This is a genomic window from Salinimonas iocasae (genome assembly GCF_006228385.1).
Classification (GTDB): Bacteria; Pseudomonadota; Gammaproteobacteria; order Enterobacterales; family Alteromonadaceae; genus Alteromonas; species Alteromonas iocasae.
Genome location: NZ_CP039852.1, coordinates 3,725,262 through 3,744,430 on the forward strand (window position 1 = coordinate 3,725,262; position 19,169 = coordinate 3,744,430).

Here is a 19,169-nt window from a genome sequence, read left to right on the forward strand (position 1 = left end):
CGTTGAACGCTGATGGCCTCGCTTCGTGAGCATTTCACCGACCCCCAGCGATGCTGGCGTCGCTTTATCGCCGGGCTGGTGATTTTTATTGTGGGTGCCGGACTTCTGTTTGGCACTGCACACCTCTCCCCCGCGCTGCTTTATCACCCCGTGCTGTACTGGTTTTCCGCAGGGGTACTGCTTACAGGGTTTGCACTGGCCATGTCAGGTTATCTGGGTATCTTTATCCAGCGCTTTACCGGGTTAAATAAGGTTAAGAAGCGATCACGCGGTGGCGGTGATTGAGCCACACCAGCAATCCGCCCAAACTTAGCCCCCGAGCGAGTAAAAAGCCAAGTAGCGCATACCATAGCGCTTCATTCCCACTGTCCCGAAATAGCCACCAGAGTGGAAAGAAGACACCCACGGCGCTGAAAATCATTGTATCGCGCATCGCGCCAGAGCGTGTCAGCCCGACAAATACCCCGTCAAAGAGAAAGCACCAGTGCCCTACCAGTGGCAGCCAGATCATCAATGGCAAATAAGGCAGTGCTGCTTCAAACAATGTCGGTAAATCGGTCAGCAGCCCGATGATATTGCTGCCAAACAGCCAAAAGCCAATTGCGTATAACACAGCAAAGACTGACGACCAGAGCAAACCCCGCCATGTTTGCTGTATCACCTGCTCACGCTGGTTTTTGCCTGCAGCTTCACCCACCAGCGCCTCTACAGCATATGCAATACCATCAAGTCCTAGCGCGATTAATACAAAAAATTGCATCAGTATCGCGTTAACGGCGGCAGCCGTTTCTCCGTATCGCGCGCCCTGCAGCGTTAGAAATGCCAGACACAACTGCAGCGCCAGGTTGCGCAGCAGCATATCGCCATTGAGCTTGAACAGAATTCGACGGGCGGCTTTATTAAACCACCGAGCATGCGGACGAATGCCGTGGCACATTTTCAAAGCAACGCCGGCTGCCAGCAGCGCCATGGTGTATTCAGCAAAAACGCTGGCCAGCGCGACGCCCTGTACCGACATATCCAGGCCCAGTACAAAAAAGAAATCTAATCCTGCGTTTAGCAGGTTGCCCACTATCTGGATAGCCATGACCGCACGGGTTTTCTGCTGCCCCACTAACCAGCCTATGAGCGCCAGATTCAGCATTGCGGCAGGTGCTCCCCACACCCTTACCGAAAAATACGCGTCGATATACTGGCTGACCTGCTCACTGGCACCGGCCAGATAGATTCCCGCCGTTAAGACAGGATATTGCAGCGCAAATACCATCACGCCTAAAATCAGTGCCATGGCACTACTTTGATAAAAAACCTTAGCAGAGGACACCGTATTTTCGGCCTGCCCCCGTGCTTGCGCACTCAGGCCGGTAGCCGACATTCGCAAAAACCCACAAACCCAGTAAATCTGGGTAAGAATCAGCGCGCCGATGGATGCACCGGCCAGCATTGCAGGGGAATCCATATGCCCCATTACGGCCGTATCAACGAGTCCCAACAGGGGTGTGGTAACATTGGCCAGAATCATCGGCGCTGCCAGCGTGAGCATTTGCCAGTGAGCTGGCCATCCTTTCTGCGGTGTTTGCAATTTCCGGGTCCCTGTTTATTTGCTAATAGAGAAAAATGTTGTGGAGTGTAACATGATAAAAAGTCTGTATATGTCTACCATAAACGCATTGCTGATGTTATCAGGCCTGACTATTCCCGTGCTTGCACAGGCGGAGCAAAGCAGCGCGCCTGTATTGCTCTATCATCATGTTTCTACTGACACCCCGGCCAGCACCAGCGTAACGCCACAGACTTTTTCAGAACATATGGCGTATATCGCAAAAAATCATACTGTGCTGCCCCTTAGCCAGATCGTCGAAGCAGCCCGCAACAATAAATCACTACCGGAAGATGCCCTGGCAATCACGTTTGACGACGGCTACGCGAATATTTTGGAAAATGCACACCCCATTCTTCAAAAGCATGGCTTCCCTTATACGGTTTTTATCAATCCCGAAACCATTGATGCACGAGCCGACCAGCTGACGTGGCAACAGGTAGAGGATATGTCGGAAGAGGGTGTCACTTTTGCCAATCATACTTTAGACCATTTACACATGCTTAATCGCAAAAGCGAAGAGAGTGATGAGGACTGGCTGAAGCGTGTCTGGCAAAACGTGGAGCAGGCGCAGCAAAAACTGGCCTCACACATTGATAACCCTGAACAGTATCTGGCGTATCCGTTCGGCGAATATAATCAGCAGCTGGCGCAGAAAGTTGCACAGTCCGGCTATACCGGATTTGGCCAGCATTCAGGCGCGATTGGTCCACACTCTGATTTTGCTGCACTACCTCGCTTTCCGTCCGCAGGTCCCTACGCCAATCTGAAAAGTCTGAAGACAAAGATGAACAGTCTTGCTATGCCGGTGTCTTCATCGACGGTCACTAATCCAGAGCTCGCCCGCGATGAGCAGCCTGAAACGGTATCACTAACTATTGATGGTGACGATGTAAGGCTTAGTCAGGCTACCTGTTATTATAACGGTGAGGCTATTGATACACGGGTTGATGAAAAAACGCTGACCTTTACCCTGCAATCATCAATTCCAACCGGCCGCTCACGGGTAAATTGCACGGCGCCTTCAACGAAGCATTCAGGTAAATATTACTGGTATTCGCAACCGTTTTTTAAAAGTGAGAAATCGGGGAATTATCCTGATTAATAGGGCAAATAGCTGGACTTTTTATAGAAATACTACAAGCTAGGGACTTACGAGTCTTGACCTGAAGCTTAAGGGAGATAAGTTGCATAACCATTGAATGCACTAAAATAGCGAATTTTGCGTAATAAACAAAGAATTAAACTATCAGGATCTTTGTGATATTTCAAAGCCGCTAAATCTGAAGGGACCTAGATTAATGTCGGAAGCACGGGATAAAGTGGAATTATACCTCGATACCGCCAACGCACTGCATTATTTACTTCTTAAGATAAGTCGGGGCTGTACCGTTTTTTTTGATAAGAATGGCTGCAAAAAAGAAGACCCTATCCTCAAGCAAACAAATGGTAATTACGCTCTGGTTCCCAGAGAGCTTCCTAAAGCGCTATTACAAGAAATTAGTGGTTACTATCTTACACGGCCGAGAATTGTCGACTTTGGCCAACTTGAACAATTTCACAGTATTATTTCACCCACCTTCGATGATGATTATCCTTGGCAGCTAACGGTATGCCCCAGTGCCGGTTATCTGACTCGTATCGTCGAGGAATTACCAATTGGCATTATTAGTGTAAACCACCTTTGGAATGCCACTTATGTCAACGGCTCTTGCGCGGAACTCATGCGTACAGATGTGAACGCTCTCATGAGCAGAGGCTGGACGCGAAATTTCAAAGATAGTGATTTGCGTAAGCTTCATCAGCACATGAGCAATAATGAAGAGTACGGCAACTCAATTAAGCTGAAAACACAACTACTCACACCTTTGGGTTCCCTTTGTGTATTCTCAGTGCACGCTGTAGGTCACTTCGATGAAGAGAACAACTTCATCAGTGCTATTTTGGCAATATCTGATATAACAAAAGAGCATGAAGCAGAAAAAAAACTCCAATATATAGCTGACCACGATAAATTAACTAGTCTATACAATCGCTCAAGCTTTTTACGCTTAGTCGAAGAGCTTGAAGAAAAAGCGTTTGAAAGAGTACTGTTCATCTTTATAGACTTGGATAAATTTAAACAGATTAATGATAATTATGGTCATAAGTTTGGTGACAACATACTTGAGATAACTTCTCAAAGAATTAAAGCTTCGGTGCGCGAAGCCGATTTAGCAGCCCGATTCGGCGGTGATGAATTTGTGATAGGTATGCCATCCATCCCCAATGAAGAAACAGCGACTACCCTGGCAAAGAAACTGACACAATCATTGAATCGTACAGCTTGTATCCAAGGGGTGGAACTTGAATTACGTAGTAGTATTGGTGTTGCCTGGGCACCGACCCTCGAACTAGAACAATACACCATCCGCGCTGATAAAATAAAAGCGCTTTTAGACGCTGCAGATACTAGTATGTACGAAGCAAAGAGAAATCAGCACACTAAACAGCATTTTCGTATCTTTGACGCCAGCTTGAGAGACCAAACTAACCTTCTTCAGAAGCAACGTGCAGAAATAGAAGCCATTCTCAAAAATGATTTGCTGCAGATTGCTTTTCAACCTATCTATGATGAAAATCATAATATTACAAGTTTGGAAGCACTGGCTCGTTTAAGAGGGTGTAATAATATCTTTAATCAAATCGAAGAGTTGATTAATGCAGCGAAAGAAAGTGATTATGACATACAAATTTTTAATATTTGTCTTTACCAGTCAATTGCAGGCTTTGCAGAAATAAGACACTACTCACCGAAGTTAACATTAAACTTGAATGTGGATTTATCGCAGTTAGAAAACACAGAATTTTTAGAAAAAATTACTGCGTTATGTGAAAGGTATCAGCTCCCTTCAAATAGTATTTGCCTGGAGCTAACTGAAAAAGTGCTGGAACATAGTGACGACGTTTGCACTACTTTGATTCAACGTCTTTTACAACATGGCTTCCTTATTTCTATGGACGACTTCGGTACCGGATACAGCTCTCTTAAGCGCTTAATGTGTTATGACTTTCATCAATTGAAAATTGATAAGTTTTTTATACATAGTCTGTTTGAGTCTAAAAAATTTAAAAAGGCGTTAAAAGCAATTATCGCAATAGGACATAGTCTGAATATGCGCGTGCTGGCAGAGGGTATTGAAACGCAAGAGCAATACTTTTTATGTAAATCAATGGGTGTGACCGAATTTCAGGGTTTTTACTTAAATAAGCCACTACCTCTTGATTCGGTAATAGACATTGTTAAAAGTCATTAACGGCAAGTTAATTCGTTAAGGAAAGCGTTTTGCAGAGAAAAGTTACTACAACAGATATTACCTCTTCTACTACAACGAAATTGGTAGGTATCGGTGCATCAGCTGGCGGCTTAGAAGCACTACAGGAATTACTTGAATACTTACCTGCTAATTTAGATATTTCTTACATTATTGTACAGCACTTATCGACTGACTTTAAATCTACTAGAGGTGAGCTTTTGGCCAAGCACACTTCTATGCAAATCAAAGAAGCCTGTGAGGCAGAGGAAATACGTCCCAGAACAATTTATCTAATTCCCGTAGGTAAATTACTACGTGTTACAGAAGGCAAAATCTATTTATCTGATTTTCCCCCAAACATTAAGGTTAACTTACCTATTAACGAGCTTTTCCGCAGTATGTCCGAGGAAAGAGACAGCAGTTCAATAGGTATAGTACTCTCAGGTACAGGATCGGATGGAAGCCGGGGTGTGCAATTTCTAAAGCAGAGCGATGCGCTGGTCATCGTCCAAAATCCTGAAGAAGCAAAATTTGATGGAATGCCTAAAAGTGCCATTGATACAGGCGCGTTTGACCACATTTTAAATATTAAAGATATTCCCGCTCAAATAGAAAGCTTTTTTAGTCAACCAAAGGCAGAAATTGAAGATAAAAGGTTTCGAGAGCATCTTTCGAAAAACGGGAAGGTTGTTGATGACATCCTTGATCTAATTTACAAACATACAGATCTCAATTTTCGTGCTTATAAAGAGTCCACGGTATCGCGTCGTATTGAGCACCGGATGAGTATTAATAGAAAAAGTGATTTATTGGAATATTGGCAATACATCAATGATAATAAAAAAGAAATAATTCTTTTAAAACAAGATCTATTAATAGGTGTGACCCAGTTTTTTAGGGATTGCACCGTATGGGACATTATTTACACAGACATAGCACAAACGTTATTAAAGCAAACAGGTAAAAATAAAACACTGCGAATCTGGTGCCCAGGTTGCTCTACCGGCGAAGAAGCATACTCATATGCAATCCTCTTTACAAAAGTAGCTGAGGAATTAGACATTGACAAGAATATAACTGTATTTGCCACGGATATTGACGAAGCGGCCATAAACTACGCTGCTGCAGGTACTTATCCATCAAACATCTCCGATGAAGTACCCCAAGACTATCTGACCCGCTATTTTACCGAGTTAGATGACGGCAGCTATCGTGTAAATAAAGAGATTCGCAATAACGTTGTTTTTGCAGTTCATAATTTAATTCAGGATCCCCCATTTTCTAATATGAACTTAGTGAGCTGCCGGAATACGCTTATATACATGCAAAACAGCGCTCAGCAAAAAGTGATGACCTATTTTCATTTTTCTTTGCAGCTTAACGGTGTTTTAGTTTTGGGTAGTGCAGAATCCTTGGGCCCCTTCAGTATCTATTTTGACAGCCTCGATCAAAAAAATCGTTTGTACCAGAAAAACAAGGATATGAAAGTTCCTTCTCCAATAAGAAATAGCGCGTTATTTACTAAAATGAATAGCAAAACGCCTCCTTCACTTAGACGCTTTACCCCATCTACTCGGAGATACGAAAAGACAAAGCAAAAGTCCATGACTATTGGTCAAAAAACTATTACTGAGGAATATTTACCCCCTACACTCATTACCAACAATAAACTTACCGTGTTATATAGCTATGGCGATACATCAGCATTTACTCGAAAACTTGAAGCAGGCCAAGCTTCTTTCGACCTTGCCAAATTGTTAGATAGAGATATTTCTGGTCAAGCTATATCAGCAGCTAATGAATCTTTAAGGAAAAAGAAAGCTGTTTTGATGAGGAATATTTATTCAGAAAAGGGGACTAGCTGGGATTTACGTTGTATTAGTTTTAAAGAAGATAGTGAAGAAAATTATGTTGCAGTAAGCTTCATACCTTCACATGACCCAAAAACCTCCGAAGACGAAATTGTTTATGAAAAAGATGCGCATGCTCAAAAGCGTATCGAGGAACTTGAGAAATCCCTTATTGAGTCACAACAATTGCACCGTCAAGCCCTAGAAGACTTAGATACCACCAGTGAAGAGTTGCAATCTAGTAACGAAGAGTTAATTTCGGCCAATGAGAAGCTTCAGTCAATAAATGAGGAACTTCAGTCAGTTAACGAGGAGCTTTATACCGTTAACAGTGAATATCAGCAAAAGATAACTGAATTGACTGATATAAACAGTGACCTCGAAAATTTAATGCTTGCTACACATTTAGCAGTATTATTTTTAACCAGCGATTTAAAAATCCGCCGCTTTACCGGCCCAATGCGGCAATACTTAAATATCATCGACTTTGACATAAACAGAGATTTCAGAGATCTTTCGTTTAATTCGCCATTAGAAAAACTGCCCGACCTTGTACTAGATGTAAAAAACTCTGAAAAAACAACCAGACAGGAAACGTTTGGATCGGATGATAATAAGCTAGAAGTCACAGTAAGTCAGTATACAAGCAAAGAAAAAATTAGCGGCTTCATTATCTCAATCGTAGAGTGTCCATGAACAAGTTACAGCCCACTGGGCGAGTCCATCATTATCTGGAAGACGAACTGCATAGCCTTTTACAACACGATCGGCTCATTTTTGAGTTTTTTCAATCTTTGCTTGTTGATGGGTTGTGGTACTGGGACATAACGAACCCTGAAGAAGAGTGGATGAGCCCGGCATTCTGGTGGACGTTTGGTTATGACCATGAATTTAAAGCTCATAAAGCTACAGAATGGCAAAATATTATTTTTGCTGAAGATTTGGTATCAACCAAAAAAGCACTCAACCTGCATTTGCAAAATCCCAATATACCCTATGATCAGACTCTCAGATACCACCATAAAAACGGTGATACAGTATGGATACGTAGCAGGGGCGTAGCACTTTATGACGATAACGGTACTCCAACACGCATGCTCGGCTGCCATATTAACGTAACTGACATAATGAGGCATCAGAATGCATCTTACCGTTTAAAAGTCAAAAACGAGCATCTCGAACGCCAGTTTAATGAGCTGAAGCATAAAAGCTTTCAGGAAAGAGAGATGCAAGACGGTCTTCAACAACAGTTATTGCTCAATAGAATTCGTGACGATAATGGTTTTTGTGGAGAGTTGTTTTTCCTGGAGCAAGTTAAGCTTCTTATAATACTAGCAAAGCGACTTAAAATCAGCATCACGGTTGTCAGTGTTATTCAGGATTCTCGCAGAAATACAATTACTGAACAGCAAGAAATAAATCAATTCATCCGTCAAAAAATATTACCGCTTATTCCAGAAGCTCCCGTTTTTCGTTTCGATGTTAAACTGGTCGGTTTAATCGCAGTAGGTCTAGATTATACTGAGCTTAATACACTAAAAGAATCTAGCACCGATGCACTTACCCATTTCATGTGGTTGGTAGGGCGGCCTTCTATCGCTATACGTTATTCAACTTTTGATAATCTTGAAGATATTTCGGTAGACGAATTGGACATAGAAGGACTCAGACGTATTTTTGCACTTACTGATTAATAACTTCAAGGGTTGATCGCTATCTCTACCGTGGCTTAAAACTCATTTTACTTTTCAATATGCAACCTCTTTATTTCCACCTAATCAAAGTGAGTGATGGTGGAAGGCAGGTGAGCATTTAAGTGGCGGCAGAAGCTGACATAATGTGATGGCGGAAAGCGAAAATCCCGCGCTCTGCCAAAGGGAGTGAAATTGAGTGGCAGTGAAAAACGCCCTTCACCGTTACTTAAATCAAGTGTTACTTTCCTTACTATGTCTATTTTAATCCTGTCACGACCTACATACATATAACCGTCGGAAAACGATACATGCGCCACCGGGTCAGAAATGTAATGTCGGCAGGATAGATAATTGATAGCCAGTGGTACTGCTACCAGACACAGTGTGATAACAATAGTGTTGATATCAAAACCAGCGCCGGAAATCAGCAGCCAGGTAAGATAAAAAAGCGTAGCGGTATGCCATATCAGCAGCCACAGTCCGCGTTTTTTTGTGTCTACATTATCGCTGTTCAGTAAATAAGTGGATATTTTGTCAATGTTCACGCTTCCATCACCGATTTATTATTGTTATTTATTTTTTTTATTGGGGTGACACACCTTTAGCCATTTGCAGAAAGGTTGCCACTGCCTGGCGGACTTCAAAGCCCTGCGCAGCATAAAATGCCATCGCCTGAATATTAGATTTATGTACATCCAGTACGATGGATAATTTTTGTAATTCTCTGGCGTAGCTTTCAATAAAGTTTATTAATGCCGTAGCAACGCCTACCCGACGATACGTTGGGTCCACCGCCAGATGCCCCAGAGCCAGTTCTTTCACCAACGGCGGATGTAATGCCGCTGTGACTTGCTGGCTGCGTATAATCACTTCCATCGCACCATCCAGCCCATAAAAATGAGTGATAGACGACATCGTCTGGCGGTCAAAATCTTGCGGAAGGCTATCGTGCCAGCAGGTGATTAGTCCTGCGATCTGCCCGTCACACTCCGCAACCCAGTGATTAGCATATCCATACTGCCCCTCACCTCTCGACCAGGCGCTCATCAAAAACCGTTCAGCTTGTTCCTTGTTTTCAAGGCCAAATATTGGCACCAGCAACGCTTCTCCTGCTGACAACAACAAAGGCACCGCTTGCCCGCCGTCCTCACTGACAGCCTGGCGAACTTGTATCTTCATATCTACTTCTTCGCGATTATGGCGGGCAAGTCGCTTAGGATATGCTTCGGATCTGCTACTGCAAGCTTACCTGGCGTGGCCTGGGGCTTGAACCGCCCGACCACCTCCGCATCCGGTCCAACTAAAATAATAGATGCACTGTGGTCAACAAGATAACTTTCGTGGTCTGTGCTTTGTGGCATTGAATACATCAGACCAAAACTTCTGACCAACGGAAACAGCTGGTCATGCCCACCGCTCGCAGCGATGAACTCCTCATTAAAATGAGATTTATAACTTGCCAGACGTTCGGGTGTATCACGTTTTGGGTCGACAGATAAAAACATGATCCTGACCGGATAATCGCTGTCTATTTTCTGAATCTGAGGATAAATTTGATTCAAAGACGCCATAGTCGTCGGGCAAACATCAGGACAAAATGTATACCCTAAAAAAACTAACGTCCACTGATCTTTCAGATCTTGTGTTGTAAATTCGCCCTCATCGCCCCGATACAACGTAAACGAAGGCAATGCCCGGCGCTGCGGATAGTGCTGAAAATAGGTAGCCTCCTCCGCCTGCGTACCCAGATTACTTTCAGGAGGCGCTACATTAATAGCCGCCCAAATACCGGCAACAAAGGCGAGCGCCAGGACAACGCCAACAAGAGTCTTCTGCTTCATAAACTAACGGGAACATAATGATCGAGCAATAATACAACAAACAATATCATGAGATGGATGATTGAAAAGCGAAATGTTTTCATCGACCAGCCCGGTTCATCGTTAAATTTCAGCTTCCAGGCATAATACAGAAATGCGGTATTGAGTAATGTTGCACCAACCAGATAAATTAGCGCCGACATCCCCACCAGATAGGGCAGAAAGCTCACCAGCATCAGCAGAAATGTATAACCGAGGATCCAGGTTTTGGTAAAGTTGATACCGTGGGTTACCGGCAGCATAGGCACATTGGCTTTAGCATAATCACGCTCTCTGTGAATAGCCAGCGCCCAGAAATGCGGCGGCGTCCAGGTATAAATAATCAGTACCAATAATAACGCGTGAGCGTGAATACTCCCCGTCACAGCGGTCCAGCCCAGTAGTGGAGGTGCTGCCCCGGCCAGTCCGCCAATAACGATATTCTGCGAGGTGGCGCGCTTCAAAAACATCGTGTAAACCACCGCATACCCCACCAGAGAAGCAAGCGTCAGCCAGGCAGTAAGCGCGTTAATCCACAGATATAAAATGCCGAATCCTAAAACGCCCAGTGCTGCAGCAAAGTAGAGTGCACTGGCTACCGGTACTCGTCCTTTGGCGACCGGCCGGTTAAAGGTTCGGGCCATGATACTGTCGATACGATGATCAACGACATGATTAATAACCGCAGCGCTGCTGGCCAGCAAACCAATCCCGGTCAAGCCGCCAATCAGCACACTGGCAGGGATCCAGCTTTGCGACGCCAGACACATGCCAACCAGTGCGGTCAGTAATAGCAGCATTACTACGCGAGGTTTAGTGAGTTCATAGTATTCGCGCCAGCGGGGAATTTTTCCTACCGATTCTGAATAGTCCCGTGCATCAATAGATTTAGCCATTTGCCCTCCGCTGCATCATAGAAAGGTTGAAGGTAATCCACACCATAATGAGCAGGAGCATGGCGGCAACAAAGTTGTGAGCAACAGCAATGGTCAGTGGCAGGCTCATAACCACATTACTGATTCCCAGTCCGACCTGGGCGCTTAGCACGGTAATGAGCGCAACCCCTGCGGTATTCATCAGTTTTGACTGAACTCTGAGCAGCCAGATTCCCAGTGTCAGTAAATAGGCAAAAGTGACCAGTGCACCCGCCCGGTGAATGATGTGCATCGTCATACGAGCAGGGTAATCGTGTACACCGAATTCATAGTTTTCAGCGTGAGGAACGCTGTAGGCAGAAGGGACATCAATCTGCGTCCACCATTGTCCCTCGCAAACTGGAAAGTTTGTACATGCCAGTGCAGCATAATTCGCGGATGTCCAGCCACCCAGCGCTATCTGACAGCCCAGTATAATCATTCCCACAAACGCAAATCCCAGCATGCGTTTGGCAGACTTGAGTTTATCGCGGCACATATTAGGGCTGAGCCTCAGGTATAACACGAACAGGCAGGTCAGCACGCCAAATCCGCCAAGCAGGTGTCCCATCACCACCACCGGCAACAAGTTCAGTGTTACCGTCCACATGCCCAGTGCAGCCTGAAAGATCACCAACGCACACAAAAACAGCGGTAGTCCCAGTGGCATTCTTGCGTCGCGACGTATGGCAGCCCAGGCCGCGATTGCGAAAATCATGAGGCCCAGGGCACCTGCAAAGTAACGATGTATCATCTCGCTCCATGCCTTACTGGCTTCCACCGGGCGATGGGGAAATGCGCTATTTGCCGCATTAACCTTGTCGGCGGTTGAGGGTACAAACAGTTCACCATAACAGCCGGGCCAGTCAGGACACCCCAGGCCTGCGTCAGTAAGCCGTGTATAAGCGCCCAATACGATGACAAGAATCGCCAGCATCAGACTACAAAAAATTAGTTTTCTCATGGCGCCAGCCTCCGTGTCAGCCTATGCGGGATAATTTCATTAACTTTTTCACATCAGCCAGCATGTCCCGACTGTTAAGGATCGCGGTTTCTCTGTCTGCACTGACCTCGTATCTGAGCATTGCCTGATTCAGCGTATCTACCAGATATACCGTATTGTCCCCAAACTTATGCAGACGTTTATCCTGTGAAACCGATTGTGCATTAACAATGTTCAGTGGACCGCGTTGCTCTAACTGGTTGATTGCACTGCGATCGCTATCTTCGGTGACGATCAGTGTTGCCTGTGCCCGATCTGTTTCCCGACCTAACGCCAACCAGACCTGCTGAATGCTGTAGATAGCATTCTTACACTGACTATCGCACCGGGCGGGGACCCGGTACACTAATCGCCACTTCGGGGGCTGCTTTTGCAGTGCGGCACTAAAATCAACTACGGGCTGTATGAGCTCTCCTTTGTTTGTCGTCCCGCGGTTGAACCAGTTGTTATCCAGTGCAACTTTGGCCACCAGCACGGGAATAACGAACGCTGCCAGAACACCGAAAAAAGTCAGACGTTTAGAATGATTGGTTTTTGTCATTGCGGTTACCTCTGGGAAAGAAAACGATCAACGCGATGATGGATGCAGCCAGCGCCAGACCAAACCATTGAACAGCGTAAGCCAGATGCTTTTTAGGTGGCATGACTACAGGTTGCCAGTTACGTACAAATTGTTCGTCAACCGGCGATTCAAGTTGAATGATGTAGGGCTTAAGATGTAGATCGGTATTGGCATTCAGCATGCTGATATCTATTTTTTGCAGAAGCACTTCACGACCGCTAAAGGCAGAAGCCGTCTCGCGCACAACCGGATTGTGGCCAGGCACAGATACCGTACCTTTGAAAGTGGCCCGATCTACCGGTAACTGCACCTGCGGTAGGATGTCGCGATAAGCGCCGGCAGGCACCCAGCCGAAGTTAAGTAAGACATTACCGGATTCGGTACTAACAGGCGCCAACACATGATAGCCGACTCGTCCCTCAACTATCTGATTATCAATATAAAACGTAGTGTTACCGATTCGCTTTCCATTGAATGTAACGGGTAAGTCACGGCTCTCGCTCAGTGTTGCAGGCAGGTCAAACAGGGAAATTGGTCCATTGGTCTGTTTTTGCGCTATGCTAGCCAAACGCGCTTCTTTTTGATGCATTCGATCCAGTTGCCATAAGCCAAGTCGAAACATCAAACCTATGGCAAGCAGTGTCACCACTATCGCAATCCAGCGCGTGGCGGTAAACCGGTGGTGGTGAGGCTGGCCGTTATTCAGGGACACGGAATGATTGTTAAAGTAATTTTGATTGGCCTGCTCATTTTCATGGTTGTTAACCTGTTCATGGCTATGCGAGTAATGATGAAGAATGACCCCGACGGGCAACCTATGAGCAAATACATTGGCCGGCGCGTACTCACTTCGGTATGTATTGTGCTCATCATTTTGCTGGCGGTTGCCCTGGACCTGATTCATCTTAATCCCCGGCCTTATTAATCGCGCTCTTAGAGCACATATACAAATATGAACAGCATTACCCAGACGACATCGACGAAATGCCAGTACCAGCTGCCGGCCTGAAAAGCAAAATGGTTATCTGGGGTAAAGTGCCCTTTAAGTACCCTGAAGAACAGCACCATTAAGATGATGGTTCCCAGCGTCACATGCATTCCGTGAAAGCCTGTGAGCAAAAAGAACGTGTTGCCGTAAATTCCCGACTGCAATGTCAGTCCCAGGTCGCGATACGCGTGAATATATTCCTGCACCTGGAAATATAAGAAAATACACCCGAGCAGAATGGTGGCGCCCAGCATCCAGGTAAGCTGTTTACGTTTATTCTTTTCCAACCCAACATGGGCAAAGTGCAGCGTGACCGATGAAATAAGCAAAATGATTGTATTGATCGTTGGCAGACCAGCTGGCCCCATTGCCTGCGTCTTCGTGCCGTCAGGGGTGGTAACTAGTGGCCAAAGCGCCTGGAATTGTGGCCAGAGAACCTCATTAGTCATTGCGTTATTTGATGCCCCGCCCAGCCAGGGGACTGAAATGGTACGCGCATAAAGTAGAGCGCCAAAAAATGCAGCAAAAAACATCACTTCAGAAAAGATAAACCAGGTCATACCCTGCCGGTACGACCTGCCCAGCTGTGCACTGTAAAGTCCGGCCATTGATTCATCGATTTGGTTTTTAAACCAGCCAACAATCATGACCAGTAGCACCACTAATCCGGCGAGCAGGATATGAGTGCCATAGCCCGAGGCATCCCGGGTAGACTCAATAACCACATTGGCAGCGCCCACCGCAATCAAAAACAGTGCAACGGCTCCCACAATCGGCCATGGGCTTTGCGCCGGTACGTAGTACTTTTCATAAGACTGCTGCATGACTTTCTCCCTCTCACATCGTAATTAGGTCGTCTTAATCGCTGCGTCCGGCGCGGTTAAGATAAGGGTTATCTGAACTAGGTAATGAATCGGCACGCGCCGACACATCAAAAAGTGTGTACTGAACAGTAAAGTAAGAAATATCGTCCGGTATTTGCGGATCGACATAAAACGACATTGGCATGGTCGCCTCTCCACCGCCGTCTAACGGCTGCTGATTAAAGCAGAAGCATTCTGTTTTATTCAGATACAAAGCGGCTTCACCCGGTGATACAGATGGAATAGCCTGAGCAACAAAGTCTCTTCGCATAGGGTTCCGGACATAAAAGTCGACTGTTTTCAGTTCACCGGGATGCACCTTGACCCGTTTCGTATTTGCCCTGAACTCCCAGGGCATGCCTGTGTGAGTCCGGGTCAGAAACTCGACCGTAACCTGACGACTTTTATCTACTGTCGGTGCGGTATAAACCGCAGCGCTTGCATTGGTTTTGCCATTGATGCCGGTAATATCGCAGAACACGTCATACAGCGGCACCAGCGCAAAACCAAATCCAAACATGCCAATAACGATCACCACCAGTCGGATGACCATGGAGCGGTGACCAGATGCCGAAGACATACTTATTTCACCACCGGTGGTGTTTCAAATGTGTGATAAGGCGCAGGTGACGGAATTTCCCACTCCAGCCCATTTGCACCTTCCCAGACCCTGTCACTTACCGGCTCTCCCTGTTTGCGACATGCCTGAATGACTACCACCAGAAATATCAGCTGTGACAATCCAAACGCGAAGCCACCAATACTTATCCACTGGTTATAATCAGCAAACTGCAGCGAATAATCTGGAATTCGGCGTGGCATACCTGCCAGACCAACAAAGTGCATGGGGAAGAACAGCACGTTTACCGAAATAAGCGAGCACCAGAAGTGCGCTTTCGCAAGTCCTATATTGAACATTTTTCCGGTCCACTTCGGTAGCCAGTAGTAAACGGCCGCCATAATGGAGAATATTGCGCCAGTGACCAGTACGTAATGAAAGTGAGCCACTACAAAGTAGGTATCATGGTACTGAAAATCGACCGGCGTGATGGCCAGCATCAGCCCCGACAGCCCGCCAATAGTGAATAAAACGATGAAGGCAAGTGCAAAAAGCATCGGTACTTCGAAGGTCATTGAGCCTCGCCACATGGTGGCTACCCAGTTAAACACCTTCACGCCTGTTGGCACTGAGATTAGCATGGTGGCGAACATGAAAAACATTTCCATATACACCGGCATTCCCGTGGTGAACATATGGTGTGCCCAGACCACGAATGACAACAGCGCGATAGAGGCTGTGGCATAAACCATTGAGGCGTAACCAAACAAAGGTTTGCGGGCGAAGGTGGGTACAATGTGGGAGATAATGCCAAAAGCCGGCAGAATCATGATGTACACCTCAGGATGCCCGAAGAACCAGAAAATATGCTGGAACATTACCGGATCACCACCTCCGGCGGCATCGAAAAAGCTGGTGCCGAAAAACTTATCGGTTAGTACCATAGTCACCGCCCCCGCCAGCACTGGCATAACAGCTATCAATAAGAAAGCAGTAATTAACCAGGTCCACACGAACAACGGCATTTTCATCCAGGTCATACCCGGCGCACGCATATTAAAGATGGTAACGATAACGTTTATCGCGCCCATGATGGATGAGATACCCATAATATGGACAGAAAACACAAACAGCGCGGTACTGTCATTGCTGTAGGTGGTTGAAAGAGGTGCGTAGAATGTCCAGCCAAAATTAGGACCACCACCTTCTGTAAACAATGACGCAAGCAAAATAGTAAAAGCGAAAGGCAGGATCCAGAAGCTCCAGTTATTCATTCTGGGCAATGCCATATCCGGTGCGCCAATCATCATGGGCACCAGCCAGTTAGCCAAACCTACAAAGGCAGGCATAACCGCACCGAATACCATAATGAGGCCGTGTACCGTGGTCATCTGATTGAAAAAATCAGGCTCTACAATTTGTAAACCGGGCTGAAACAGCTCTGCACGAATGACCATCGCCATCGCACCACCGGTTAAAAACATAATGAAGGAAAACCACAGATACAGGGTGCCGATATCTTTATGGTTGGTCGTAAGAATCCAACGCATTATGCCTTTTGGAATATGATGCTCGTGATCATCGTGATGATTGTCATGCTCAGCTGTGACACCCGCACCATGAGAAGATAAATCAGTTGCTTTAGTCATGGTGCTCTCCTATTGGCCCTTGTTGAATGCATCAACATCTTTTGGTTGCACAATTTCGCCGGTGTCATTGCCCCAGGCATTTCGCTCATAGGTAATAACGGCAGCTAGCTCTTTAAGCGAAAGCATCTTGCCAAAAGCCTGCATGGCAGTACCGGTCTTGCCATTTACAACAATATCAAGGTGGCCCTGCATATCTTCCAGCGCAATTTTGCTGCCTTTTAATGCCGGGAATGTACCGGGCAACCCTTCCCCATTGGGCATATGGCAAGCTGCACATGTGGCGTTGTAAACCTTTTTACCCTCTACCATCAGCTCGTCCATACTCATGTTCATCGCCAACAGTCGCTGCTCTTCCTCTTTTGCCTTGCGCTGGGCTTCTTCCTGCTCGCTCATCCAGGCATCGAATTCGGCAGGCTCTTTTGCTACCACCACAATCGGCATGAAGCCGTGGTCTTTACCACACAACTCTGCGCACTGACCGCGATAAAGGCCCGGTTCATTAACCTTGGTCCACGCTTCGTTAATAAATCCGGGATTGGCGTCTTTTTTGACCGCAAAATCCGGCACCCACCATGAATGGATAACGTCATCAGAGGTGATAAGGAAGCGCACTTTCTGATCTGTTGGAATCACCAGCGGCTGATCCACTTCAAGCAGGTAATTCTCGCCCTTTTCATAGCGGTTACTTATTTGCTCACGTTGGGTAGCCAATAACGAGTAGAACGACACTTCTGAATCCATATAACGGTAATGCCATTTCCATTGAGATCCGGTGACCAGCACAGTGAGATCAGGCTCGGAGGTATCTTCCATCGCAATCAGAGTGTTTGCCGCGGGCACGGCCATGAAAATCAGAATAAGAAAAGGGACGACGGTCCAGGCAACTTCGACTTTAACGCTTTCGTGAAATTTCGCTGGTTTCGCGCCACGGGATTTTCGATGAAAGTACATCGAAACGAACATCACCCCAAAAACAACCACTGCGATGATTACGCAAATAAGAAACATCAGCATGTGCAGGTCGTATACCTGTCCACTGATATCCGTCACTCCTTTTCGCAGGTTTATGTCAGAAACTGCCTGTGTATCTGCCAAACCGACAGATGATACCGATAGTGTTCCCCAAACCATCATTGCGATACTCGCGAGCTTTTTCACTCAACACCTCCGTGATGGACGAATCATGGAAGGCGACTCAATCGACCATAGACCCGAAATATTGTGCAATCTCTTATAATGGGATTGTTTATCTACTTGTTATCTTTATGTTAATAACAGTATAAGAATTAAACAAATTTAAGTCGGAGTCTAGTGATTTAATAAAAAATTGTGCAAAAAGTTAGCAAGCGCTTGATATGCGGGTAGTCTTTGAAAGGATAAAATATGAGGTCAGAAATAAAGTGAAAGCTGCACGTTTTATAGATAAAAGTGCGATATACCTGATGGGAGGAATAGGTAAAAGTTTATCGAAGGAAGAAAGCTTAAATTCAATACTCTCACTGCACATAAGAGGCGCAATGAGAGTAAATATCTGTTACATCCAGTCTGCGTTACGTATGACTCCCACAGCCAGACCTTCTATCGCAAGTGCCTGAGATGTTAAATCAACTTTGATCGGCGCAAACTCATCATTCTCTGCATGTAAGAGCACTTCATGACCGCGTTTCTCAAAGCGTTTCACAGTAACATCATCTTCAACCCGGGCAACAACCACCTGACCATTGTGGATGTCTGTGGTTCTGTGTACGGCCAACAAGTCACCATCCAGAATACCGATATCCTTCATACTCATGCCGTCAACACGCAGTAGAAAGTCTGCGTGCGGTTTGAACAGGCTGGGATCCACCTGATAATGACTTTCGATATGCTCCTGGGCAAGAATAGGCTCACCGGCTGCAACCCGACCGATTAATGGCAATCCAGGCTCATCGTTAGTTGCTTCATCTTCCAGCGGTGTGGTTAGCCTTATGCCTCGTGACGTACCCGGCAGTATTTCAATAACCCCCTTTCTGGCAAGGGCCTTTAAATGCTCTTCTGCCGCATTAGCGGAGCGAAAACCCAGGCGACTGGCGATCTCAGCACGGGTTGGTGGCATACCGGTTTCGCGCATATTCGCTTTTATTAATTCAAGCACTTCAGTTTGTCGGGGAGTAAGTGGACGCATACACAGCCTGGTTTTTCATACAGTTATCTTTCAGAGTATATACATACAGATAAATTTGGCAAGCGTTGATCATTGCTCTTATCGTTTGTTATCTGATGCAAGGGCGAAGCCTTCTGGCAACCTGCCGTAATAGGATATGCAATATAATGCAAATTCTTTATTTAATAC

General features: G+C 45.8%; 19 protein-coding genes. 6 read left to right on the plus strand and 13 right to left on the minus strand.

Translation table 11 applies throughout. The annotated features are described in order from the left end of the window. The first annotated feature begins 12 nt into the window (after nt 1–12). Nucleotides 13–285, plus strand: a complete 273-nt coding sequence (locus FBQ74_RS16765) for a VIT1/CCC1 transporter family protein (RefSeq protein WP_139757756.1) — start codon at nt 13–15, stop codon at nt 283–285. Here FBQ74_RS16765 and FBQ74_RS16770 read toward each other — a convergent pair. Continuing rightward, on the minus strand, nt 254–1,522 hold the full coding sequence (locus FBQ74_RS16770) for an MATE family efflux transporter (RefSeq protein ID WP_139758006.1): 1,269 nt from the start codon (nt 1,520–1,522) through the stop codon (nt 254–256). The genes FBQ74_RS16765 and FBQ74_RS16770 overlap by 32 nt on opposite strands. Before the next feature lie 112 nt (nt 1,523–1,634). Between FBQ74_RS16770 and FBQ74_RS16775 the strand changes: the two genes are divergently transcribed. From FBQ74_RS16775 to FBQ74_RS16790, 4 genes are all read left to right on the plus strand, one after another. Further along, nucleotides 1,635–2,705: a polysaccharide deacetylase family protein gene (locus FBQ74_RS16775; RefSeq protein WP_139757757.1), complete on the plus strand. Its 1,071-nt coding sequence runs from the start codon at nt 1,635–1,637 to the stop codon at nt 2,703–2,705. 196 nt (nt 2,706–2,901) lie between these two features. After that, nucleotides 2,902–4,896, plus strand: coding sequence for a sensor domain-containing protein (locus tag FBQ74_RS16780; RefSeq protein WP_139757758.1), 1,995 nt, complete (start codon nt 2,902–2,904; stop codon nt 4,894–4,896). Nucleotides 4,897–4,925: 29 nt separating this feature from the next. After that, nucleotides 4,926–7,442, plus strand: a complete 2,517-nt coding sequence (locus FBQ74_RS16785; protein ID WP_232371944.1) for a chemotaxis protein CheB — start codon at nt 4,926–4,928, stop codon at nt 7,440–7,442. Beyond that, nucleotides 7,439–8,440, plus strand: coding sequence for a PAS domain-containing protein (locus tag FBQ74_RS16790; RefSeq protein WP_139757759.1), 1,002 nt, complete (start codon nt 7,439–7,441; stop codon nt 8,438–8,440). The genes FBQ74_RS16785 and FBQ74_RS16790 overlap by 4 nt, the downstream gene beginning before the upstream one ends. An 80-nt stretch (nt 8,441–8,520) precedes the next feature. Here FBQ74_RS16790 and FBQ74_RS16795 read toward each other — a convergent pair whose 3' ends face one another. From FBQ74_RS16795 to FBQ74_RS16825, 7 genes are read right to left on the minus strand one after another with little or no spacing between them, the layout of a single operon-like run. Further along, nucleotides 8,521–8,985, minus strand: coding sequence for a hypothetical protein (locus tag FBQ74_RS16795; protein WP_139757760.1), 465 nt, complete (start codon nt 8,983–8,985; stop codon nt 8,521–8,523). 37 nt (nt 8,986–9,022) lie between these two features. Then, nucleotides 9,023–9,619 (minus strand): GNAT family N-acetyltransferase, encoded by a 597-nt coding sequence (locus FBQ74_RS16800; RefSeq protein ID WP_139757761.1) that lies wholly within the window; start codon nt 9,617–9,619, stop codon nt 9,023–9,025. A 2-nt stretch (nt 9,620–9,621) separates the two neighbouring features. After that, nucleotides 9,622–10,281: an SCO family protein gene (locus tag FBQ74_RS16805; RefSeq protein WP_139757762.1), complete on the minus strand. Its 660-nt coding sequence runs from the start codon at nt 10,279–10,281 to the stop codon at nt 9,622–9,624. Beyond that, on the minus strand, nt 10,278–11,195 hold the full coding sequence (gene cyoE, locus FBQ74_RS16810; RefSeq protein WP_139757763.1) for a heme o synthase: 918 nt from the start codon (nt 11,193–11,195) through the stop codon (nt 10,278–10,280). Before cyoE ends, FBQ74_RS16805 begins: the two co-directional genes overlap by 4 nt. After that, nucleotides 11,188–12,177, minus strand: a complete 990-nt coding sequence (locus FBQ74_RS16815; protein WP_139757764.1) for a COX15/CtaA family protein — start codon at nt 12,175–12,177, stop codon at nt 11,188–11,190. The genes cyoE and FBQ74_RS16815 overlap by 8 nt, the downstream gene beginning before the upstream one ends. Before the next feature lie 16 nt (nt 12,178–12,193). Then, nucleotides 12,194–12,757, minus strand: coding sequence for a hypothetical protein (locus tag FBQ74_RS16820; RefSeq protein WP_139757765.1), 564 nt, complete (start codon nt 12,755–12,757; stop codon nt 12,194–12,196). Continuing rightward, nucleotides 12,735–13,490 carry an SURF1 family protein gene (locus tag FBQ74_RS16825; protein WP_139757766.1) on the minus strand — a complete coding sequence of 252 codons (756 nt, stop codon included), beginning with the start codon at nt 13,488–13,490 and terminating at the stop codon, nt 12,735–12,737. Before FBQ74_RS16825 ends, FBQ74_RS16820 begins: the two co-directional genes overlap by 23 nt. A 66-nt stretch (nt 13,491–13,556) precedes the next feature. On the opposite strand from FBQ74_RS16825, the gene FBQ74_RS16830 reads away from it, so the two are divergent. Further along, nucleotides 13,557–13,703 (plus strand): DUF2909 domain-containing protein, encoded by a 147-nt coding sequence (locus FBQ74_RS16830; RefSeq protein WP_408641362.1) that lies wholly within the window; start codon nt 13,557–13,559, stop codon nt 13,701–13,703. 8 nt (nt 13,704–13,711) lie between these two features. Here the strand turns inward: FBQ74_RS16830 and FBQ74_RS16835 are convergent, their stop codons facing one another. From FBQ74_RS16835 to lexA, 5 genes are all read right to left on the minus strand, one after another. Continuing rightward, nucleotides 13,712–14,590, minus strand: a complete 879-nt coding sequence (locus tag FBQ74_RS16835; RefSeq protein ID WP_139757768.1) for a cytochrome c oxidase subunit 3 — start codon at nt 14,588–14,590, stop codon at nt 13,712–13,714. Between the two features lie 34 nt (nt 14,591–14,624). Next, complete coding sequence (locus FBQ74_RS16840; protein WP_139757769.1) at nt 14,625–15,209, minus strand: cytochrome c oxidase assembly protein; 585 nt, start codon at nt 15,207–15,209, stop codon at nt 14,625–14,627. A gap of 2 nt (nt 15,210–15,211) precedes the next feature. Further along, nucleotides 15,212–16,837 (minus strand): cytochrome c oxidase subunit I, encoded by a 1,626-nt coding sequence (gene ctaD / locus FBQ74_RS16845; protein WP_139757770.1) that lies wholly within the window; start codon nt 16,835–16,837, stop codon nt 15,212–15,214. Nucleotides 16,838–16,846: 9 nt separating this feature from the next. Further along, a complete protein-coding gene (gene coxB / locus FBQ74_RS16850; RefSeq protein WP_408641363.1) occupies nt 16,847–17,971 on the minus strand; it encodes a cytochrome c oxidase subunit II in 1,125 nt (374 codons plus the stop codon). Nucleotides 17,972–18,371: 400 nt separating this feature from the next. Next, nucleotides 18,372–19,001, minus strand: coding sequence for a transcriptional repressor LexA (gene lexA, locus FBQ74_RS16855; protein ID WP_139757772.1), 630 nt, complete (start codon nt 18,999–19,001; stop codon nt 18,372–18,374). Between the last annotated feature and the right edge of the window lie 168 nt (nt 19,002–19,169).

Bases quoted from the DNA above. Each gene is read 5' to 3' on its own strand.
- FBQ74_RS16765 (WP_139757756.1), top strand. From the start codon at position 13: ATGGCCTCGCTTCGTGAGCATTTCACCGACCCCCAGCGATGCTGGCGT.
- FBQ74_RS16770 (WP_139758006.1), bottom strand. From the start codon at position 1,522: ATGATTCTGGCCAATGTTACCACACCCCTGTTGGGACTCGTTGATACG.
- FBQ74_RS16775 (WP_139757757.1), top strand. From the start codon at position 1,635: ATGATAAAAAGTCTGTATATGTCTACCATAAACGCATTGCTGATGTTA.
- FBQ74_RS16780 (WP_139757758.1), top strand. From the start codon at position 2,902: ATGTCGGAAGCACGGGATAAAGTGGAATTATACCTCGATACCGCCAAC.
- FBQ74_RS16790 (WP_139757759.1), top strand. From the start codon at position 7,439: ATGAACAAGTTACAGCCCACTGGGCGAGTCCATCATTATCTGGAAGAC.
- FBQ74_RS16800 (WP_139757761.1), bottom strand. From the start codon at position 9,619: ATGAAGATACAAGTTCGCCAGGCTGTCAGTGAGGACGGCGGGCAAGCG.
- FBQ74_RS16805 (WP_139757762.1), bottom strand. From the start codon at position 10,281: ATGAAGCAGAAGACTCTTGTTGGCGTTGTCCTGGCGCTCGCCTTTGTT.
- cyoE (WP_139757763.1), bottom strand. From the start codon at position 11,195: ATGGCTAAATCTATTGATGCACGGGACTATTCAGAATCGGTAGGAAAA.
- FBQ74_RS16815 (WP_139757764.1), bottom strand. From the start codon at position 12,177: ATGAGAAAACTAATTTTTTGTAGTCTGATGCTGGCGATTCTTGTCATC.
- FBQ74_RS16820 (WP_139757765.1), bottom strand. From the start codon at position 12,757: ATGACAAAAACCAATCATTCTAAACGTCTGACTTTTTTCGGTGTTCTG.
- FBQ74_RS16830 (WP_408641362.1), top strand. From the start codon at position 13,557: ATGCGAGTAATGATGAAGAATGACCCCGACGGGCAACCTATGAGCAAA.
- FBQ74_RS16835 (WP_139757768.1), bottom strand. From the start codon at position 14,590: ATGCAGCAGTCTTATGAAAAGTACTACGTACCGGCGCAAAGCCCATGG.
- FBQ74_RS16840 (WP_139757769.1), bottom strand. From the start codon at position 15,209: ATGTCTTCGGCATCTGGTCACCGCTCCATGGTCATCCGACTGGTGGTG.
- ctaD (WP_139757770.1), bottom strand. From the start codon at position 16,837: ATGACTAAAGCAACTGATTTATCTTCTCATGGTGCGGGTGTCACAGCT.
- coxB (WP_408641363.1), bottom strand. From the start codon at position 17,971: ATGATGGTTTGGGGAACACTATCGGTATCATCTGTCGGTTTGGCAGAT.
- lexA (WP_139757772.1), bottom strand. From the start codon at position 19,001: ATGCGTCCACTTACTCCCCGACAAACTGAAGTGCTTGAATTAATAAAA.